Raw genomic sequence first — 15,609 nt, 5'->3', positions numbered from 1 at the left:
CGCATCACCTCGGCCGGTCGAGTCGCTGGATGAGCAGGTCGGCGAGACGGTCGCGACCCGCCGGGGCGGCGGCGTCGGTGAGATAGATGGCGTTCAGCAGCTGGTCGGTGGAGATCAGTTCGCTGCGCGAGCGCTCCAGGAAGTGGATGATCAGATCGTCGCCGGCGCGCGCGGCCTCGTCGCCGAGGTGGGCCCGTACGAACGTGGCGAGCCGCTGGTGGTCGGGGCGGCCCAGCTCCAGGTGGATACAGCGGCGCATCAGGGGCGCCGGGAAGTCGCGCTCGCCGTTGCTGGTGAGGACGACGAACGGGAAGGCACGGCACTGCACCCGGCCGCCCTTGATCTTCACCTTCTTGCCGTCGTCGGTGAGGACCTCCGCCTCGCCGCCGGGCAGCCGGTCGGCGATCCGCTCCAGCTCCGGAATGCCGAACTCCCCTTCCTCCAGCACATTGAGGAGGTCGTTCGGCAGATCGATGTCGCTCTTGTCCAGCTCGTCGATGAGCAGCACGCGGGGCTGCTCCGAGGGCAGCAGCGCGGTGCCCAGCGGGCCGAGCCGGATATAGCTGCCGATGTCCGCCGACGGGTCATGGCGGTCCGTGCCCGCACCGTCCGCGCCGTTCGTGCCCGCGGCGCTGTGCGCGGCCAGTTGCACGTCCTGGAGCCGGGCGATCGCGTCGTAGTGGTACAGCCCGTCCTGGAGGGCCGACCTGCTGACGATGGGCCAGCGCAGCACTCTGCCGAGCCCCAGTTCGTGCGCGACGGAGTGGGCCAGCGTGCTCTTGCCCGCGCCGGGGCTTCCGGTGACCAGCAGCGGGCGCCTCAAGTAGAGGGCCGCGTTGATCATTTCGAGCTCCTCGGCGCCCGGCCGGTGCAGCTCCGCCTCGTGCCGGTAGCCGCCGAGCCGCCGGTCGGCGGAGCCGTCGCCGCCGTCCCTGCCGTCGTCCGTACCGCCCTCGCCGTGCGGGGAGTTGTCGCCGCGGCCCGCGAAGTCCCGCCAGGGAGGCGGCGGAGGCAGCTGCGTGATGCCTCCGTGCGGCTCGCCGGCCCCTCGGTAGATGAGCCACTCGCTGGGTTCACTCATTGCGTGTTCCTCGTCATCACTCGTCCGCCAGGGGCAGCAACCGCCGAACGTGCCACACGGTAGCGATCCGCCGCCGACCCCGTAAGAGGCCGATGGCCGGGGCGGTTCACGGCGCTTCCAGCAACTGGCCGGAACCGGGAAGCGGGTGGTGCGGATCGTCGTAGAAGAGCGCGACTCCGTCCGACCAGAACATCTCCGTACGGCCCGCGCGCACTCCCTGTCTCAGTTCCTGGATCTTCCACGGCAGCTGATCGGCGGTGCCCGCCTCCGCGACGGTGGCCACCGCGCCCCGGTGGAAGTCCGCGCAGACCACGTCGGGACGGTCCATGCCGCGTCGCAGCAGGGCGACATGGAAGCCGCCGCGTACCACCCGCGCCAGACCGGCGGAGGTCTCCCCGTCGGGCCGGTCGCCGTAGCGGCAGAGCACGGGCACGGTCTCGTACGCCAGAGAGCGCAGGCCCTCCTCCGTAGGAACGGGTACCCGCAATCCGTCCTCGCAGTCGATGACCTCGGCCTGCATCGCCGCACTCCACGTACGGCTCCAGCGCGCCCTGCGCTCCCGCGCCTCGTCCTCCGAGAGCGGTGGCTCCTGGTCCGAACAGCGCACGACCACCGGACGCGTGACCCCGAGCGGTGGCTCGTCGGGCGACAGCTGCCAGCCGTCCACCTCAAGACCGAGCAGCGCCTGGACGACGGCCACCTGGAGCATGGCGGGGCTGTCCGGCTCGTCGCAGCGGCGGAACGCCTCGGTCAGCGCGGCGGTGAGACGCGTGCGCAGCGAGTGGCCGGGGGTGCCGCGGCTGTCCTCGGCGACCGGCACCACCTCTCCGCTGTGCCGGGCGACGCCCACCCGCCAGTCGTAGCTGTCCCGCTCCCAGCCGCGCGGCTCCAGCTCCAGCAGGACGAAGGGGCGCTCCCCTTCCCGTGGCCGCTCCCCGTAGGCCGGGGCCGCCCGCCGCTGCTCGCGGTCCGTACGGTGGCGTCCGGCCGACCACAGCCGGGTGATCTCGTTGCGGAACTCCCGCGAGAGCCGCTCGTCGGCGATCAGCTTCACCCAGCCCCACAGCGCCTCCTCGGCCGCCGTGGTGGTGTGTGTGACATAGGGGCGCTCGGCGGAGATGACGCTCATGCAGTAGCGCAGGACGAGTTCGAGCGCGGCCTCCCCGCCGCGGGTCTCGTAGAGCGCCCCGAGCCCGTCCCGCCAGCTGCGCGGCGCCGGATAGCGGTCCACGGAGTGCACATTGGGCAGCCGGAAGAGCAGATCGAGCAGGCTGTGGGTGGAGACCGGCGGCGGCAGCTCGGCGAGCCTGCCGAGCAGCATGACGCGCTGCTGCGGGGTCAGCGCGCGGTCGGCGCCGGTGGTGAGGGCGCTCTGTACATCGGTCCACGTACGGTCGGTGCCCACCCGGCTGATGTGCCGGTCGGCGTGGTAGCGGTCATGGGCGTGGAACACCGCCTGGTAGTCGTCGTCCGACTCCGCCCCGGCCATGGCGGCGGGGACCGGCAGCGAACGCAGCCGGTCGATGGCGATGGAGGTCCCGCCCATGGCGCCGAGGAGCTGTGACTTCAGCACCCCGACCACTTCGCCGCGGTGCAGATCGACGGCGGGCCCGCCGGAGACCCCCGGCGGCAGCACATCCCCGCCGAGCCGCATCTGCTCGTCGGAGTCGGCCCAGCCGCCGACCGTGCCCTGGACGGCGCACTGCCCGCTGAGCCGCTTCAGCCGGCCGCCCACCTCGGTCCAGCCCGAGTAGAGCACCTGCTCGCCGCCGAAGAACTTCGCGGGACGCTCGCTCACGTACACACAGGCGTGGTCGACGGGCCTGCTGAGCCGGACGAGCGCGAGATCGGGCGCCGGCCAGCCCGCGCCGGGACCGGCACCTCCGGGGGACGCCTCGGGAAGCGCCGCCACGACGGCCCCCGCGACCGCCGTCTCGCCGCTTCGGGGACCGGTTTCGAAGACCACGGTCACGTCCCGCCCCTCCCCCTGCAACGCCACATGCGCACATGTGAGAACCCAGCTCGGGGCGATGAAGAAGCCGCTCCCCAGGAAGCTTCCGCTTGGCCCATCAGGGTCATACCCGCCGTCCGGGCCATGGATGCGCACGGTGGCGGCCATGACGAGGTCGCGGAGGGCGAGTCCGCCGTCGCCGAAGGCCCCGGGCACACCCCGGCCGAGCCCGTCGATCATGCTCCGCTCCCGGCCGGGGGCGTGGGCCCGTCGGGATGCGCCGGTGCGCCGGGTTGTGCGCCGGGCGTGCCACCGGCGGTCGGCGCGACGGGCGGGACGGCCGGTGGCGCGGCGGACGGGACAGCGGGCGGGACGGCCGGCGGCGTCGACGGCACCGCCGGTGGCGCGGCGGGCGGTGGCGGTGGCGCGGTCTGGGACGGCACCAGCGGCCGTGGCCCGGCGAGATCGGCGGGCGGACCGCCGTCGTTCCACGTCAGGGTGACTTTGATGCCCCCCTTGGCCTCACCGTCCGCGAGCAGTCCGACGATCTTGCCGGACTTGGCGGTGAGTTCGATGCCGAACTCGACACTCACCTCGTCGGGACGCACCGCGCGTAGAGGCCCGGCCAGAGACCGCGCGACGCTGGTCACGACGGATTGCAGACTCTCGACCCGGGCCTGCACCTGGTCGGCGAACCCGGTGTCCGCGTAGCTCAGGCCCCCGGAAGGTCGGCGCAGTTCCGCGGCCCCCGAGATCCGGGCCCATACGGGCGTGCCGTCCGGCATTTCGATACGCGTGACATTGGCCTCGTCATCACCCATGACTTCCCCCGTTTCCCCCAATTCCCCGCAGATTAACGGCAGTAGAGGGCCGGCGCGAGGGTCATGGGAAAGGACGGCGGCGGGCACCCGAACGGTTCTGCGCGGCGGCGGGGACCTCGTTCCCTGTCCTCGCACCCCGCTCACCAGGCATTAGGCTGATTCCATGTACTTCACCGACCGTGGGATCGAGGAACTGGAGAAACGGCGCGGCGAGGAGGAGGTCACTTTCGAGTGGCTGGCCGAACAGCTGCGTACGTTCGTCGACCTCAATCCCGATTTCGAGGTCCCGGTCGAACGTCTCGCGACCTGGCTGGCGCGGCTGGACGACGAGGACGAGGACGAATAGCCGCTCATCCGGTCGGCCGTCCGGTCGGCCGTCCGGTACGCCGTCGGTATGCCGTCCCGTCGCTCATTCCTGGGCGCGGAACCGGTCGTACGCGAGTCCCAGCACGCCGTGCGTGACGAGCAGTGCGCCCGCGAAGGCCCATCCGGCGCTCCGGCGGCGGGCCGCCCAGAGGACCAGCGGTACGCCCGTCGCGAGCTGGGCGGCGGCGAGCAGCCGCGCCTTGGGGCCGCGGAGCCAGGGGCCCAGCGGCCCGTCCTCCACCACGTCCAGCTCGGCCCGTACGGTGTCGCGCCAGCCGGCCCATTCGAGAGGCTCGGCGTCCGGCTGGATCCGTGCGACCTCACGCAGCCGGTCGGCCGGTTCGCCCGGGGTGAGACCCGCCGGAAGCATGAGGCCGGTACGGGTGAGGAACGCGGCCAGCGCGCGCAGCCTGGCCCGGGAGTCCGCCGCCGGGTCCTGACGGGTCAGCGGCTCCAGCGCCTGGAGATCCAGGACGGGATCGAGGCCGAGGCGGGCCGCGAACGTACGCATCGCCTCGTCCTCCCCGGCGGGCGTGCCGTCCGCGAGCCAGACATAGCCGACGGTGCGCCGGAAGCCGGCCGCCAGGGTGTAGCCGGCCCGGCCCGCGTCCCACCACAGCGCGAGAACCGGCCAGTTGGAGCCGACGGCGAGCGCGGTGGCCCAGCTCACGACCACCCGGTCGACCGGATCGCCGCCGTGCAGCCAGGGCTTGCCCTCGGGCACCAGCACGGTCCAGCCCTCGCCCGCCGGGGCGAGCAGCAGCCGTTCGCGGAGCAGATGGGCGGCGGGCCGTACCACCGCCGGCTCGGCCCGGCAGAGCAGGAGAGCCCCCACGGAAGTCGCGTTCATAGCTTTACGCTAGGGCACTTTGCCGGGATATGGGCGTTGTGACCGCCGGGCGGCCGTCGTCGCGCCCCACGGGTTCGGCCACCCGGCCTTGACTTCCGATAACCGCGATATATCGTGTTCACCAAGAGACGCGATATGTTGCGTTCCGCCGGGCCTCAGGAGGTCAGCACCATGGCAGAGTCGACGTGGGAAGTCGCCGAGCCGAGAAAGCTCACCTTCGACGACCCGGTGACCTCGCTCAACGTGCGGGTGGTCAACGGGACCGTGAACGTCGTCGGCACGGACGAGGCCGTACTGAACGAACAGGGCGGCGCCCATCTGGAGATCTCCCAGGTCGAGGGCCCGCCGCTGATCGTGACCAGAGACGGTTCCACGCTCACGGTCGCCTACGAGGACCTGCCCTGGAAGGGCTTCCTCAACTGGCTGGACCGCAAGGGCAGGCACCGCAGCGCGGTCGTCTCCGTCGCGGTCCCCGCGGGCACGGAGGTCGAGGTCGGGGTGGTCGGCGCGGGGGCCGTGGTCTCGGGGGTACGGGGGCGTACGGACGTCCGGGGCGTCAGCGGCGACACCACGCTCGTGGGGCTGTCCGGCGCGGTGCGCGCCGACACGGTCTCCGGCAACGTGGAGGCCCAGGCGGTCACCGGCGAGCTGCGCTTCCACTCCGTCTCGGGCGATCTGACGGTCGTCGAGGGCGCGGGATCGTCCGTACGGGCCGACTCGGTCAGCGGCGACATGGTCGTGGACGTCGACCCGACGGGCGAGCCCACCGACATCAAGCTGACGACGGTCTCGGGCGGGATCGCGATCCGGCTGCCGCACCCCACGGACGCGCGGGTCGAGGTGAACACGGCGAGCGGCGCCGTCTCCAACGCGTTCGAGGATCTGCGGGTCAGCGGCCAGTGGGGCGCGCACAAGATCACCGGCACACTGGGGGCGGGCACCGGCACGCTCAAGGCGACCACGGTGTCCGGCTCGATCGCGCTGCTGAGAAGGCCACCGGCGGAGGACGGCCCGTACGACTCTCCCGCCCCCTCCCGGGCCGGCACCGCGCCGTCCGACACGAAGGAGCTCTGACCATGCCTCCGGTCTTCGCCCACGGCCGACTCCGCCTCTACCTGCTCAAGCTCCTCGACGAGGCGCCGCGCCACGGCTACGAGGTGATCCGCCTCCTGGAGGAACGCTTCCAGGGCCTGTACGCACCGTCCGCCGGCACGGTCTACCCCCGGCTGGCCAAGCTGGAGGCCGAGGGCCTCGTCACGCACGCCACCGAAGGCGGCCGCAAGGTCTACTCGATCACCGACGCGGGCCGCGCCGAACTGGCGGGCCGCGGGGGCGAGCTGGCCGACCTGGAGCTGGAGATCCGCGAGTCCGTGGCCGAGCTGGCCGCGGAGATCCGTGACGACGTACGGGGCGCGGCGGGCCAGCTGCGCAGCGAGATGCGCGCGGCGGCCTCCGAGACCCGCAAGGGCGGTACGCGGACGGACTGGGAGTCGGCCTTCGGGGACAACGACTCCTGGCGCGCGGCCAAGGAGGAACTCAAGCGCGCGAAGCAGGAGTGGAAGGAGCAGGCCCGCCGCGCGAAGGACGAGTCCCGCCGGGCCCGCGAGGACGCGCAGCAGACCCGCGAGACGGTGGAGCGCATCGCGAAGCAGGTCCAGGACCAGGTCCAGGACCACTTCGTGCGGGGCGACTGGCCGAGCGCCGTACGCGAGGGCATGTCGGAACTGGCCGACCAGCTGAGCGGCCTGGCCGGCACGGCCTGGTCCACCCGTAAACCGCAGCCCGCCCAGCAGGCGGAGCCCGACCCGGGCTGGGCGGCGGACACCCCGCGGACGGGCGACCCGGCACGCGACCTGGACCGGCTGCTGGACCGCTTCCGCGACGACATCCGGGACGCGGCGCGGGACAACGGGGTGACGGAGGCGCAACTGACGGAGGCGAGGGGGCACTTGTCGGCGGCGGCGACGCGCATCGATGCGGTGTTGCGCATGCGCAACGGGTGACGGGGGGCGGGGGCGTTTCGGCGGGGGCGTTGTCCGCGGTGCGTTTCGGCGGGGGCGTTTCGGCGGGGGCCGGTGGTTGTGTGCGGGTTGTCGCCGGGGTGCGCTCCGGGGCTCGCGTCCGGGACTGCATGATTTACGGCGCGTAGCAGCCCCGACGATGGTTCGGGCGTTCGCGCGCCACAAATCACGCTCTACGTCCCGGACGCGACCCCTGCGCGCCCCCCTTCACCGCCCGCCACCGACCAGGTCCCGCCCGGTCGATGCCGTGGCGGGCGTTCCGGGCCCGGCCCGGACTCAGCTCGCCTTCGACAGGCCGCCGAACATCGCGCGTTCCACCGCCGCGTACGTCGCCCCGTGGTCCGCCAGGACCTCCGACACCACCCCCGGCCGCGCCGTCAGCGCGAGCAGGAGGTGTTCGTCGCCGATGTGGCGGTCGCCGCGGCCCAGCGCGATCCGGAGTGACTTCTCCAGCGTGGCCTTCGCCGCCGGGGTGAACCCCCCGTGCCCCGACCACCATCGTCTCGGCTTCCTGCCGACCCGCATCGCGCCCTCGCCGTGGGCCTCCTCGACCTTCGCGACGATCTCCCCCACGTCGATCCCGATCCCGGCCAGCGCGTCCGCGTCCGCCTGCGTCAGCCCGCCCCGCCTGCGCGCCTGGGCGAACGCGTCCTCCAGGGAGTCACGCCGGTCGGTGATGCCGAGCGCGGCCAGCGCGAAGGACGCGCGGGTGCCCCGCTGGTCGAGCAGCGCCAGCAGGAGGTGTTCATCGGTGACGGTGTCCGCTCCCGTGCGCTCGGCGTGTCCGACAGCCCCGGTGACCACACCGCGGGCGCCCTCGGTGAACCGTTCGAACATCACTGCCTCCCGTGCTTCTTGTGCGCGGCCTGCCGGCTGACGCCCAGCTCGTCCGCGATCTCCTGCCACGACCAGCCCTGGTTGCGGGCGCTGCGTACCTGTACGGCTTCGAGCTGCTCCAGCAGCCGCCGCAGCGCGGCGACCGCTCTCAGCCCGACCCGGGGGTCGCGGTCACCCGCCCGCTCGGCGAGATCCGTTGCTTCGGTCATGACGTCAACGTACGTTGACAGGGAGGCGTTGTCAACACACGTTGACATCTCAGGGGGTCAGTACGACCTTGCCGAACAGATCGCCCGCCGCCATCCGCTCGAAGCCCTCCCGCGCCCGCTCCAGCGGCAGCACCTCGTCGATCACCGGGCGTACGCCCTTCACCGCGCAGAAGGCGAGCAGGTCCTCCAGCTCGTCCCTCGACCCCATCGTCGAGCCGACGACCCTCAGCTCCAGGAAGAAGATCCGGGTCAGCTCGGCGTGCGCCGGACGGTCACCGCTCGTGGCGCCCGAGATCACCAGCGTGCCGCCGCGCCGGAGGCACTTGATGGAGTGTGACCACGTCGCGGCGCCGACCGTCTCGATGACGGCGTCCACCCGGTGCGGCAGCCGCGCGCCCGGCTCGTACGCCTCCAGCGCGCCCAGTTCGACCGCGCGCGCCCGTTTGGCCTCGTCGCGGCTGGTCGCGTACACCCGTAGCCCCGCGGCGCTGCCGAGGACGATGGCCGCCGTGGCGACCCCGCCGCCGGCGCCCTGGACGAGGACCGAATCCCCGGGCCGCACACCGGCGTTGGTGAACAGCATCCGGTACGCGGTCAGCCAGGCGGTCGGCAGACAGGCGGCCTGTTCGAAGGTGAGCTCCGGTGGCTTGGGCAGCACGTTCCCGGCGGGCACGGTGACCTGCTCGGCGAACGTGCCCTGGTAGTGCTCGGTGAGGATCGAACGGGGCTCGGCGCCGTGGTCACCTCCGCCGATCACCGAGTGCACGACGACCTCGTTGCCGTCCGGGTCGAGACCGGCGGCGTCACAGCCGAGGATCATCGGCAGCTTGCCCTCGGGCAGGCCGACCCCGCGCAGCGACCACAGATCGTGGTGGTTGAGCGAGGCGGCCTTCACCGTGACGGTGGTCCAGCCGGGGCGTACCTCGGGCGCGGGGCGTTCGCCCAGCTCAAGGCCGTTGAGGGGGTGGTCGCGGTCAATACGGGCTGCGTAGGCGGCGAACATGACCTTGACGATAGAGCGGACGCGGGACGCGGTGGAACCGTACGCGCGGTGTGACACGCGTCCCGCGCCCCGGATCAGTCCCTGCGGTACTGCGCGGGCGAGTTCCTCGTCGCCGGGTCCTCGTACGCGCCCGCCGTTCCCCGGTCCACGTGGAAGGTGGTCAGCGTGGACACGGGCGAGGCCGGATCCCGGCGGTCCTCGATCACCCGCATATGGGTGGTGAAGCGCTCCGGTGTCACCTCGTACACGTCGTAGCCGTAGCGGTTTCCCTCGAAGTACTGGAGGTGCGGATTGGCCCGGCCCATGAGCGGGCCGTTGGTCGCGTTCCACTCCGGGTCGTACGCGCTGGACGTCACCGAGTGCGCCGTGAACTCCGTACCGATGACGGGCGATTCCGTGTCGTCGTAGTCCGGCCTGATGTCATCGACGAACGCCGAGTGCCAGTCCCCCGTGAGGACGACGAGGTCCTCCAGACCGCTCGTACGGACATGGCCGAGCACCTCCTTGCGCTCGGCGAGGAAGCCGTCCCACTGGTCGGTGAACATGTACGAGCCGCCGGGCGAGCCGCGCAGCTGGCTGAGCATGATCGAGTTGGCCCAGATGTGCCAGGAGTCGGGGGCGCGGTCGACGGTCCGCTTGAGCCACGCCTTCTGGTCGGCGCCGAGGATCGTGCCGTCGGGGAGGTTCTGCGCGGAGCGGTACTGCCGCAGATCCAGCACGGCCAGCTCCAGCAGATCGCCCCAGCGGCGTACCCGGTGGATGTCCGGGTCGGGCAGGGCGGAGTCACCGGCGTCGCGGTGCGGCAGATGCTCGTACCACGCCTGGTAGGCGGCGGCCCTGCGCTGGAGGAACGGCGCCCCGCCGCCCGTGCCGCTGTAGTCGTTGGCGACTTCGTGGTCGTCCCAGGTCAGGAACCAGGGATGGGCCGCGTGCGCCTCGCGCAGCGACGGATCGCCCTTGTAGAGCGCGTGGCGCTTGCGGTAGTCGGCGAGCGTGTAGATCATCGGGCCGTTGTTGTCGCGGACGACATCGCCGCCCTCGGGCCCGTACTCGTAGATGTAGTCGCCGAGATGGACGACGAAGTCCAGCCGCTCACGCGCGATCCCGCGCAGCGCCGCGTAGTAACCCTGCGGGTAGTTCTGGCAGTTGGCCGTGGCGAAGCGGACGCTCCCCACGCGTCCCGAGGGCGCGGTCCTGGTCCTGCCGAGCCTGCTGGTACGGCCCAGCGCGGTGAACGCGTACCAGTACGCGCGGCCCGGACGCAGGCCGTGGACCGGTACGTGCACGCTGTGCCCGAGCGTCGCGGACGCGGGGGCCGTGCCCTGGGCGACGACCCGGCGCAGCGCCCGGTCCTCGGCCACGACCCAGCGCACCTCGACGACCTCCGGCAGCGGCTGTTCACCGGGCTCGGCGAACGGCTCGGGCGCGAGGCGCGTCCACAGCACCACGCTCGTGGGCTGCGGATCGCCCGAGGCGACGCCGAGCGTGAAAGGAGCGGCGTCGTACGTCGAGCCGAGCGCCTCGGCGGCCTCGCGGGCCCGCGCGGGCGAGAGCCCGGCGCTCAGCGGCCAGACCACATTGAGCGCTCCGGCGGCTCCGGCCGCCTTGAGCAGATCGCGTCGGTTCAGTTTCATGCCCGTCCCCCCGAGGCCGTCAGAGTCAGCGCTATCGCGTCGGCGTAACCGTCGTTGGAGACCCCGGAGCCGGACCGGGTGAAGACGAGCAGCACCCGCGCGGACCGGGCGCCGGGCGGCACGGCGGCCTGCGCGCTCCGCTCGACCAGCGCGGTGCGGCCGCCGCGTTCGGCCGCGGTGACCGGGCCGAGCACGGACAGGGCGACGGGTGTGCCCCTGCCGTCGCGGAACTCGACCGACAGCCTGGCGCCGTCCTCCTGCGTGGCGTACCCGCCGAGCCACCCGGAAACGGCGTACCGCACCCGCCCGGCGTCCACGGCGGCGCGGCCGACCGGCCCGCCGACGGGCAGCGGGACGTCCTGGACGAGCGCGGTGCGCGGGCTGTTCCCGCCGGAGAAGAACCGGCTGCCACGGTGTGCGGGGCCGGGGTCGGCGAGGGTGGGATAGCCGTTCCCGACGTCGTACCCGACGAGCGCGGGCGCGCCTTCCCGTACGACCCATCCGTGAACGGCGGACACGGGCTCGGCGCTCCCTCCGGGCCCACGCTCGGCGTCACCATTGACGAGCAGGTTCACAAGCGCCTCCTGAGTCGACAGTCGTCACAGGGCATCACAACAGGCGGTCATGAACCAGGGGCGGCGTATGGGTTGCGCGCGCAGTGCGCCTCCGGCGGGGGCGGGTGGGGGTCCGTCGTGATGCCGACAGGCCCACTCGCCCCCGCGCACGGCCGTGTCGGGCCTGGTGCCGCCGCCTCCCCCGCCCGCCCTCGCGCACGGCCGGGCCGCTTGTGCGGGCGGTGAAGGGGGGCGCGCAGGGGTCGTGTCCGGGACGTAGAGCGTGATGTGTGGCGCGCGAACGCCCGAACCATCGTCAGGGCAGCTGCGCGCCGTACGGGGGTCCGGGGGTGTCCCCCGGAAAAGCACAGCATGCAGTCCCGGACGCGAGCCCCGGAGCGCACCCCGGCGGCAACCCGCACCGCACCACCGGCCCCGGCCAAAGACGACCGCACCCCGGACCACAACCCACACCGAGCAGCCCGCACGCGGAAACCGGCCCCAGCCGAAACGCGCCCCGGACCACAACCGGCCCCCGCCGGACGGCGCGCCGCCGGACGGCTACCGCCGCGCCACGCCCTCCGCTCGCGCCGCCGCCGCCACCGCCGCCGTCACCGCCGGGGCCACCCGCTCGTCGAACGGCGACGGAATGACGTAGTCCGCCGCCAGCTCCTCGCCGACCACGTCGGCCAACGCGTTCGCCGCCGCGATCTTCATGCCCTCCGTGATCCGGGACGCCCGGACCTGGAGCGCGCCCGCGAAGATCCCCGGGAAGGCGAGCACGTTGTTGATCTGGTTCGGGTAGTCCGAACGCCCGGTGGCCACGACGGACGCGTACTGGTGCGCGATGTCCGGGTGGACCTCCGGGTTCGGGTTGGCCATCGCGAAGACGAACGCGCCCGGCGCCATCGACGCGACCGCCGGCTCCGGGACCGTGCCGCCGGAGACGCCGATGAAGACGTCCGCGCCGGAGAGCGCGGATTCCAGCGAGCCGGAGAGCCCGGCGCGGTTGGTGATCTCGGCCAGTTCGCGCTTGACGTCGGTGAGGTCGTCGCGGTCGCGGCTGACGACGCCCCTGCGGTCGGCGACCGCGACATCGCCGATGCCCGCCTCCAGCAGGAACTTGGCGATGGCGACCCCGGCCGCCCCCGCGCCCGAGATCACGGCGCGCAACTCGCCGAGCTCGCGCTTCGTCAGTTTCGCGGCGTTGCGCAGGGCCGCGAGCGTCACGACGGCCGTGCCGTGCTGGTCGTCGTGGAAGACGGGGATGTCCAGCCGTTCCTGGAGCCTGCGCTCGATCTCGAAGCAGCGCGGCGCCGAGATGTCTTCGAGGTTGACGCCGCCGAAGGACGGCGCGAGCCGCACGACGGTGTCGATGATCTCGTCCGTGTCGGTGGTCGCGAGCGCCAGCGGCACCGCGTCGACCCCGCCGAACTGCTTGAACAGGATCGCCTTGCCCTCCATCACGGGGAGCGAGGCCTCCGGCCCGATGTCGCCGAGTCCGAGCACCGCCGTACCGTCCGTCACGACGGCGACGACCTGCGACTTCCAGGTGTAGTCGTGCACCAGCTCGGGCCGCTCGGCGATCGCGCTGCACACCTTCGCGACGCCGGGGGTGTACGCGAGGGACAGATCGTCCTTGTCACGCACCGGCACGGTGGCCTGGATGGCCATCTTGCCGCCGCGGTGCAGCGCGAAGGCCGGATCGAAGGGCTCGTCCGGAGCACTCCCCGTACCGCCCTGGTTGTCGGTGGCGCTGTCGCTGCGAGGATTGACAATCTCCGCTGCCATGTGGATGACCCCTTAAGTCTTCATCAGTTGAGGGTTGCCGCTCCTGGTTGAGGAGGGGTGGGTGGGCACCGCGTGCGCGATCCGCGCCGGGTTGGTCCGCTCGGCGCTGAAAGGTGACAACTACGCGCGGGCGCGCCGCACACGCGCCCTGAGCCCCGGATGAGGGGTGTAATCATCCTTCTTACCGGACGGACCGCGTCGTCCACGAGTCCGTATCTCCCCGGCATCTCCCCGGTGAGATGACTCATAGCCGAATATTCGGACACTTCCGATAAGCGGCATGAACCACGCCCCAGAAAAGAGACGGGCCGGAGATTATCCGGCCGGAAGAAGGTATTCCAGCAGATGGTCCGGTCTTGATGTACCGCCACGCCGGGGGCAGGGGGTCTCCCGTTACCCGATTTTGACATGCCCGGTCCCCTGAATGGGCCAGTCCGAATGGCAAGATGCCCTAATCACACTCGGTCGCGACACTCGAAGACGCGTGCTCGGCCATTTGGCAGCTCCCTCATCCGCCGGAGGATCCTGATCATGACCGCACGCACCACTCGCCGGACGACCGCCGCGAAGTCCAGGATCGCCGCGGTCGGCGCGCTCGCGGTCGCGGGCACCCTGCTGCTGACCGCTTGCGGCGACCAGACCGAAGGCGCCAAGAAGAAGGACAGCGGTGCCTCCGCCGGGGCCAAGGCCCCGCTCTTCGACCAGCTGCCGAAGGCGATCCAGGACAAGGGCGTCGTCAAGGTCGGCTCGGACATCGCGTACCCGCCGGTGGAATTCAAGGACAAGTCCGGCAAGACCGTCGGCATCGACCCGGATCTCGCCGATGCGCTCGGCAAGCAGCTCGGCGTGAAGTTCGAGTTCGAGAACGGCACCTTCGACACCCTGCTGACCGGTCTGCGGTCCAAGCGGTACGACATCGCCATGTCGGCCATGACGGACACGAAGGACCGGCAGAACGGTGTGGACGGCGACACCGGCAAGAAGGTCGGCGAGGGCGTCGACTTCGTGGACTACTTCACGGCCGGTGTCTCGATCTACACCAAGAAGGGCGACGACAAGGGCATCACCACCTGGTCCGACCTCTGCGGCAAGAAGATGGTCGTCCAGCGCGGCACCGTCTCCCACGATCTGGCCAAGGCCGAGAGCGGGAAGTGCACGCAGGCCGGCAAGGGCAAGATCACGCTGGAGGCCTTCGACAACGACCTGGAGGCGCAGACCCGGCTGCGCGGCGGCGGCGCGGACGCCGGTTCCAGTGACTTCCCGGTCGCGGCGTACGCGGTGAAGACCTCGGGCGGCGGCAATGACTTCCAGCTGGTCGGTGAGCAGGTCGAGGCGGCTCCGTACGGTATCGCCGTCGCCAAGAACAACCCGCTGACGAAGGCCCTCCAGTCGGCGCTGGACGCGATCATCAAGAACGGCGAGTACGACAAGGTCATCGCCAAGTGGGGCGTCGCGGACGGCGCGGTCAAGGAAGCCAAGCTCAACGGCGGTTCCTGATTCCGCGCCCACTCGAAGGCTCTGAAAGGCAGAGGCAACATCCGTGACGGTTGACATCGACAAGTCGGACGACCCCAAGGAAGGCCCGCGGGACGTGTCGTCCACCGCACCGGAATCCATCAAGGCGATTCCGGTGCGGCACTACGGGCGGTACGTGTCCGCGGTCGTCGCGCTCGGCGTGCTGGTCGCGCTCGTGTACGCGTTCGCCCAGGCGGATGTGAACTGGGGCGCCATCCCCGACTACTTCTTCGACGGCCAGATCCTGACCGGCGTCAAGAACACCGTGATCATCACGGTGCTCGCGATGCTCCTCGGGGTGGTGCTCGGCATCGTGCTGGCGGTGATGCGGCTCTCCAAGAACCCGGTGACGTCCGCCATCGCCTGGTTCTACATCTGGTTCTTCCGCGGCACGCCGGTCTACGTCCAGCTGCTGGTCTGGTTCAACCTGGGCATCGTCTTCGAGTACATCAACCTCGGGCCCGTCTACAAGGACGAGTGGTCCTCGTTCATGACCCCGTTCCTGTGCGCGCTGCTGGGCCTCGGGCTCAATGAGGCGGCGTACATGGCGGAGATCTGCCGGGCCGGCCTCCAGGCGGTCGACGAGGGCCAGACCGAGGCGGCGCACGCGCTGGGCATGAGCCACGCCAAGACGCTGCGCCGGGTCGTCGTGCCCCAGGCGATGCGCGTGATCGTGCCGCCCACGGGCAACGAGGTCATCAACATGCTGAAGACCTCGTCGCTGGCGGTGGCGGTGCAGTACACCGAGCTGCTGCGCTCGACCCAGAACGTGGCGCAGACCTCGGGCGCCACGGTGGAGATGCTGTTCCTGGCGGCGGCCTGGTACATGATCCTGACGTCGGTGCTCAGCATCGGCCAGTACTACCTGGAGCGGCACTACGCGCGCGGGTCGAGCCGCAGCCTGTCGATGACCCCGTTCCAGCGCGTCCGCGTCAACCTGCTGTCCCTCGGCCGGCCCAAGGGAGGCATGGCATGA

General features: G+C 71.5%; 15 protein-coding genes. 5 read left to right on the top strand and 10 right to left on the bottom strand.

The annotated features are described in order from the left end of the window. Nucleotides 1-4 precede the first annotated feature (4 nt). The 3 genes from ACIOGX_RS36295 to ACIOGX_RS36285 form a co-directional block, all read right to left on the bottom strand. Nucleotides 5-1,081: an AAA family ATPase gene (locus ACIOGX_RS36295; RefSeq protein ID WP_401918965.1), complete on the bottom strand. Its 1,077-nt coding sequence runs from the start codon at nt 1,079-1,081 to the stop codon at nt 5-7. Between the two features lie 106 nt (nt 1,082-1,187). Then, complete coding sequence (locus ACIOGX_RS36290; RefSeq protein WP_356512221.1) at nt 1,188-3,272, bottom strand: trypsin-like peptidase domain-containing protein; 2,085 nt, start codon at nt 3,270-3,272, stop codon at nt 1,188-1,190. After that, nucleotides 3,269-3,853, bottom strand: coding sequence for a CU044_2847 family protein (locus ACIOGX_RS36285; RefSeq protein ID WP_356512223.1), 585 nt, complete (start codon nt 3,851-3,853; stop codon nt 3,269-3,271). Before ACIOGX_RS36285 ends, ACIOGX_RS36290 begins: the two co-directional genes overlap by 4 nt. A gap of 163 nt (nt 3,854-4,016) precedes the next feature. Between ACIOGX_RS36285 and ACIOGX_RS36280 the strand changes: the two genes are divergently transcribed. Next, nucleotides 4,017-4,199: a DUF6104 family protein gene (locus tag ACIOGX_RS36280; protein ID WP_003961784.1), complete on the top strand. Its 183-nt coding sequence runs from the start codon at nt 4,017-4,019 to the stop codon at nt 4,197-4,199. Nucleotides 4,200-4,262: 63 nt separating this feature from the next. Here ACIOGX_RS36280 and ACIOGX_RS36275 read toward each other — a convergent pair whose 3' ends face one another. Beyond that, nucleotides 4,263-5,069: a hypothetical protein gene (locus ACIOGX_RS36275; RefSeq protein WP_383975006.1), complete on the bottom strand. Its 807-nt coding sequence runs from the start codon at nt 5,067-5,069 to the stop codon at nt 4,263-4,265. A 171-nt stretch (nt 5,070-5,240) separates the two neighbouring features. Between ACIOGX_RS36275 and ACIOGX_RS36270 the strand changes: the two genes are divergently transcribed. Together ACIOGX_RS36270 and ACIOGX_RS36265 are read left to right on the top strand one after the other, a co-directional pair. Further along, entirely contained in the window at nt 5,241-6,143 is a 903-nt protein-coding gene (locus tag ACIOGX_RS36270) for a DUF4097 family beta strand repeat-containing protein (protein WP_401760982.1), read from the top strand. A gap of 2 nt (nt 6,144-6,145) precedes the next feature. Beyond that, complete coding sequence (locus ACIOGX_RS36265; protein ID WP_356512229.1) at nt 6,146-7,072, top strand: helix-turn-helix transcriptional regulator; 927 nt, start codon at nt 6,146-6,148, stop codon at nt 7,070-7,072. Nucleotides 7,073-7,366: 294 nt separating this feature from the next. On the opposite strand, the gene ACIOGX_RS36260 is transcribed toward ACIOGX_RS36265, so the two are convergent. The 6 genes from ACIOGX_RS36260 to ACIOGX_RS36235 form a co-directional block, all read right to left on the bottom strand. Further along, nucleotides 7,367-7,927 (bottom strand): Clp protease N-terminal domain-containing protein, encoded by a 561-nt coding sequence (locus tag ACIOGX_RS36260; protein WP_356512231.1) that lies wholly within the window; start codon nt 7,925-7,927, stop codon nt 7,367-7,369. Continuing rightward, on the bottom strand, nt 7,927-8,136 hold the full coding sequence (locus ACIOGX_RS36255) for an HTH domain-containing protein (protein ID WP_030355647.1): 210 nt from the start codon (nt 8,134-8,136) through the stop codon (nt 7,927-7,929). The genes ACIOGX_RS36260 and ACIOGX_RS36255 overlap by 1 nt, the downstream gene beginning before the upstream one ends. A 49-nt stretch (nt 8,137-8,185) precedes the next feature. After that, a complete protein-coding gene (locus tag ACIOGX_RS36250; protein ID WP_356512234.1) occupies nt 8,186-9,139 on the bottom strand; it encodes a zinc-binding dehydrogenase in 954 nt (317 codons plus the stop codon). Nucleotides 9,140-9,213: 74 nt separating this feature from the next. Further along, nucleotides 9,214-10,773, bottom strand: a complete 1,560-nt coding sequence (locus ACIOGX_RS36245; protein WP_356512236.1) for an alkaline phosphatase D family protein — start codon at nt 10,771-10,773, stop codon at nt 9,214-9,216. Beyond that, a complete protein-coding gene (locus tag ACIOGX_RS36240) occupies nt 10,770-11,291 on the bottom strand; it encodes a phosphoesterase (RefSeq protein ID WP_356512238.1) in 522 nt (173 codons plus the stop codon). Before ACIOGX_RS36240 ends, ACIOGX_RS36245 begins: the two co-directional genes overlap by 4 nt. Nucleotides 11,292-11,888: 597 nt before the next feature. Then, nucleotides 11,889-13,118: an NADP-dependent malic enzyme gene (locus ACIOGX_RS36235; RefSeq protein ID WP_356512240.1), complete on the bottom strand. Its 1,230-nt coding sequence runs from the start codon at nt 13,116-13,118 to the stop codon at nt 11,889-11,891. Between the two features lie 531 nt (nt 13,119-13,649). Between ACIOGX_RS36235 and ACIOGX_RS36230 the strand changes: the two genes are divergently transcribed. Next, a complete protein-coding gene (locus ACIOGX_RS36230; protein WP_356512242.1) occupies nt 13,650-14,615 on the top strand; it encodes an ABC transporter substrate-binding protein in 966 nt (321 codons plus the stop codon). A 43-nt stretch (nt 14,616-14,658) separates the two neighbouring features. Then, nucleotides 14,659-15,609 carry an amino acid ABC transporter permease gene (locus tag ACIOGX_RS36225; protein ID WP_129770378.1) on the top strand — a complete coding sequence of 317 codons (951 nt, stop codon included), beginning with the start codon at nt 14,659-14,661 and terminating at the stop codon, nt 15,607-15,609.

Source organism: Streptomyces sp. NPDC088147 (genome assembly GCF_044741565.1).
GTDB lineage: Bacteria > Actinomycetota > Actinomycetes > Streptomycetales > Streptomycetaceae > Streptomyces.
The sequence above is the reverse complement of the archived record's forward strand: the minus strand, read 5'-3'. Positions and strand labels throughout refer to the sequence as shown.

What these genes read in the sequence shown, in the direction of transcription:
- ACIOGX_RS36295 (WP_401918965.1), bottom strand. Translation starts at nt 1,081, where the DNA reads ATGAGTGAACCCAGCGAGTGGCTCATCTACCGAGGGGCCGGCGAGCCG.
- ACIOGX_RS36290 (WP_356512221.1), bottom strand. Translation starts at nt 3,272, where the DNA reads ATGATCGACGGGCTCGGCCGGGGTGTGCCCGGGGCCTTCGGCGACGGC.
- ACIOGX_RS36285 (WP_356512223.1), bottom strand. Translation starts at nt 3,853, where the DNA reads ATGGGTGATGACGAGGCCAATGTCACGCGTATCGAAATGCCGGACGGC.
- ACIOGX_RS36280 (WP_003961784.1), top strand. Translation starts at nt 4,017, where the DNA reads ATGTACTTCACCGACCGTGGGATCGAGGAACTGGAGAAACGGCGCGGC.
- ACIOGX_RS36275 (WP_383975006.1), bottom strand. Translation starts at nt 5,069, where the DNA reads ATGAACGCGACTTCCGTGGGGGCTCTCCTGCTCTGCCGGGCCGAGCCG.
- ACIOGX_RS36270 (WP_401760982.1), top strand. Translation starts at nt 5,241, where the DNA reads ATGGCAGAGTCGACGTGGGAAGTCGCCGAGCCGAGAAAGCTCACCTTC.
- ACIOGX_RS36265 (WP_356512229.1), top strand. Translation starts at nt 6,146, where the DNA reads ATGCCTCCGGTCTTCGCCCACGGCCGACTCCGCCTCTACCTGCTCAAG.
- ACIOGX_RS36260 (WP_356512231.1), bottom strand. Translation starts at nt 7,927, where the DNA reads ATGTTCGAACGGTTCACCGAGGGCGCCCGCGGTGTGGTCACCGGGGCT.
- ACIOGX_RS36255 (WP_030355647.1), bottom strand. Translation starts at nt 8,136, where the DNA reads ATGACCGAAGCAACGGATCTCGCCGAGCGGGCGGGTGACCGCGACCCC.
- ACIOGX_RS36250 (WP_356512234.1), bottom strand. Translation starts at nt 9,139, where the DNA reads ATGTTCGCCGCCTACGCAGCCCGTATTGACCGCGACCACCCCCTCAAC.
- ACIOGX_RS36245 (WP_356512236.1), bottom strand. Translation starts at nt 10,773, where the DNA reads ATGAAACTGAACCGACGCGATCTGCTCAAGGCGGCCGGAGCCGCCGGA.
- ACIOGX_RS36235 (WP_356512240.1), bottom strand. Translation starts at nt 13,118, where the DNA reads ATGGCAGCGGAGATTGTCAATCCTCGCAGCGACAGCGCCACCGACAAC.
- ACIOGX_RS36230 (WP_356512242.1), top strand. Translation starts at nt 13,650, where the DNA reads ATGACCGCACGCACCACTCGCCGGACGACCGCCGCGAAGTCCAGGATC.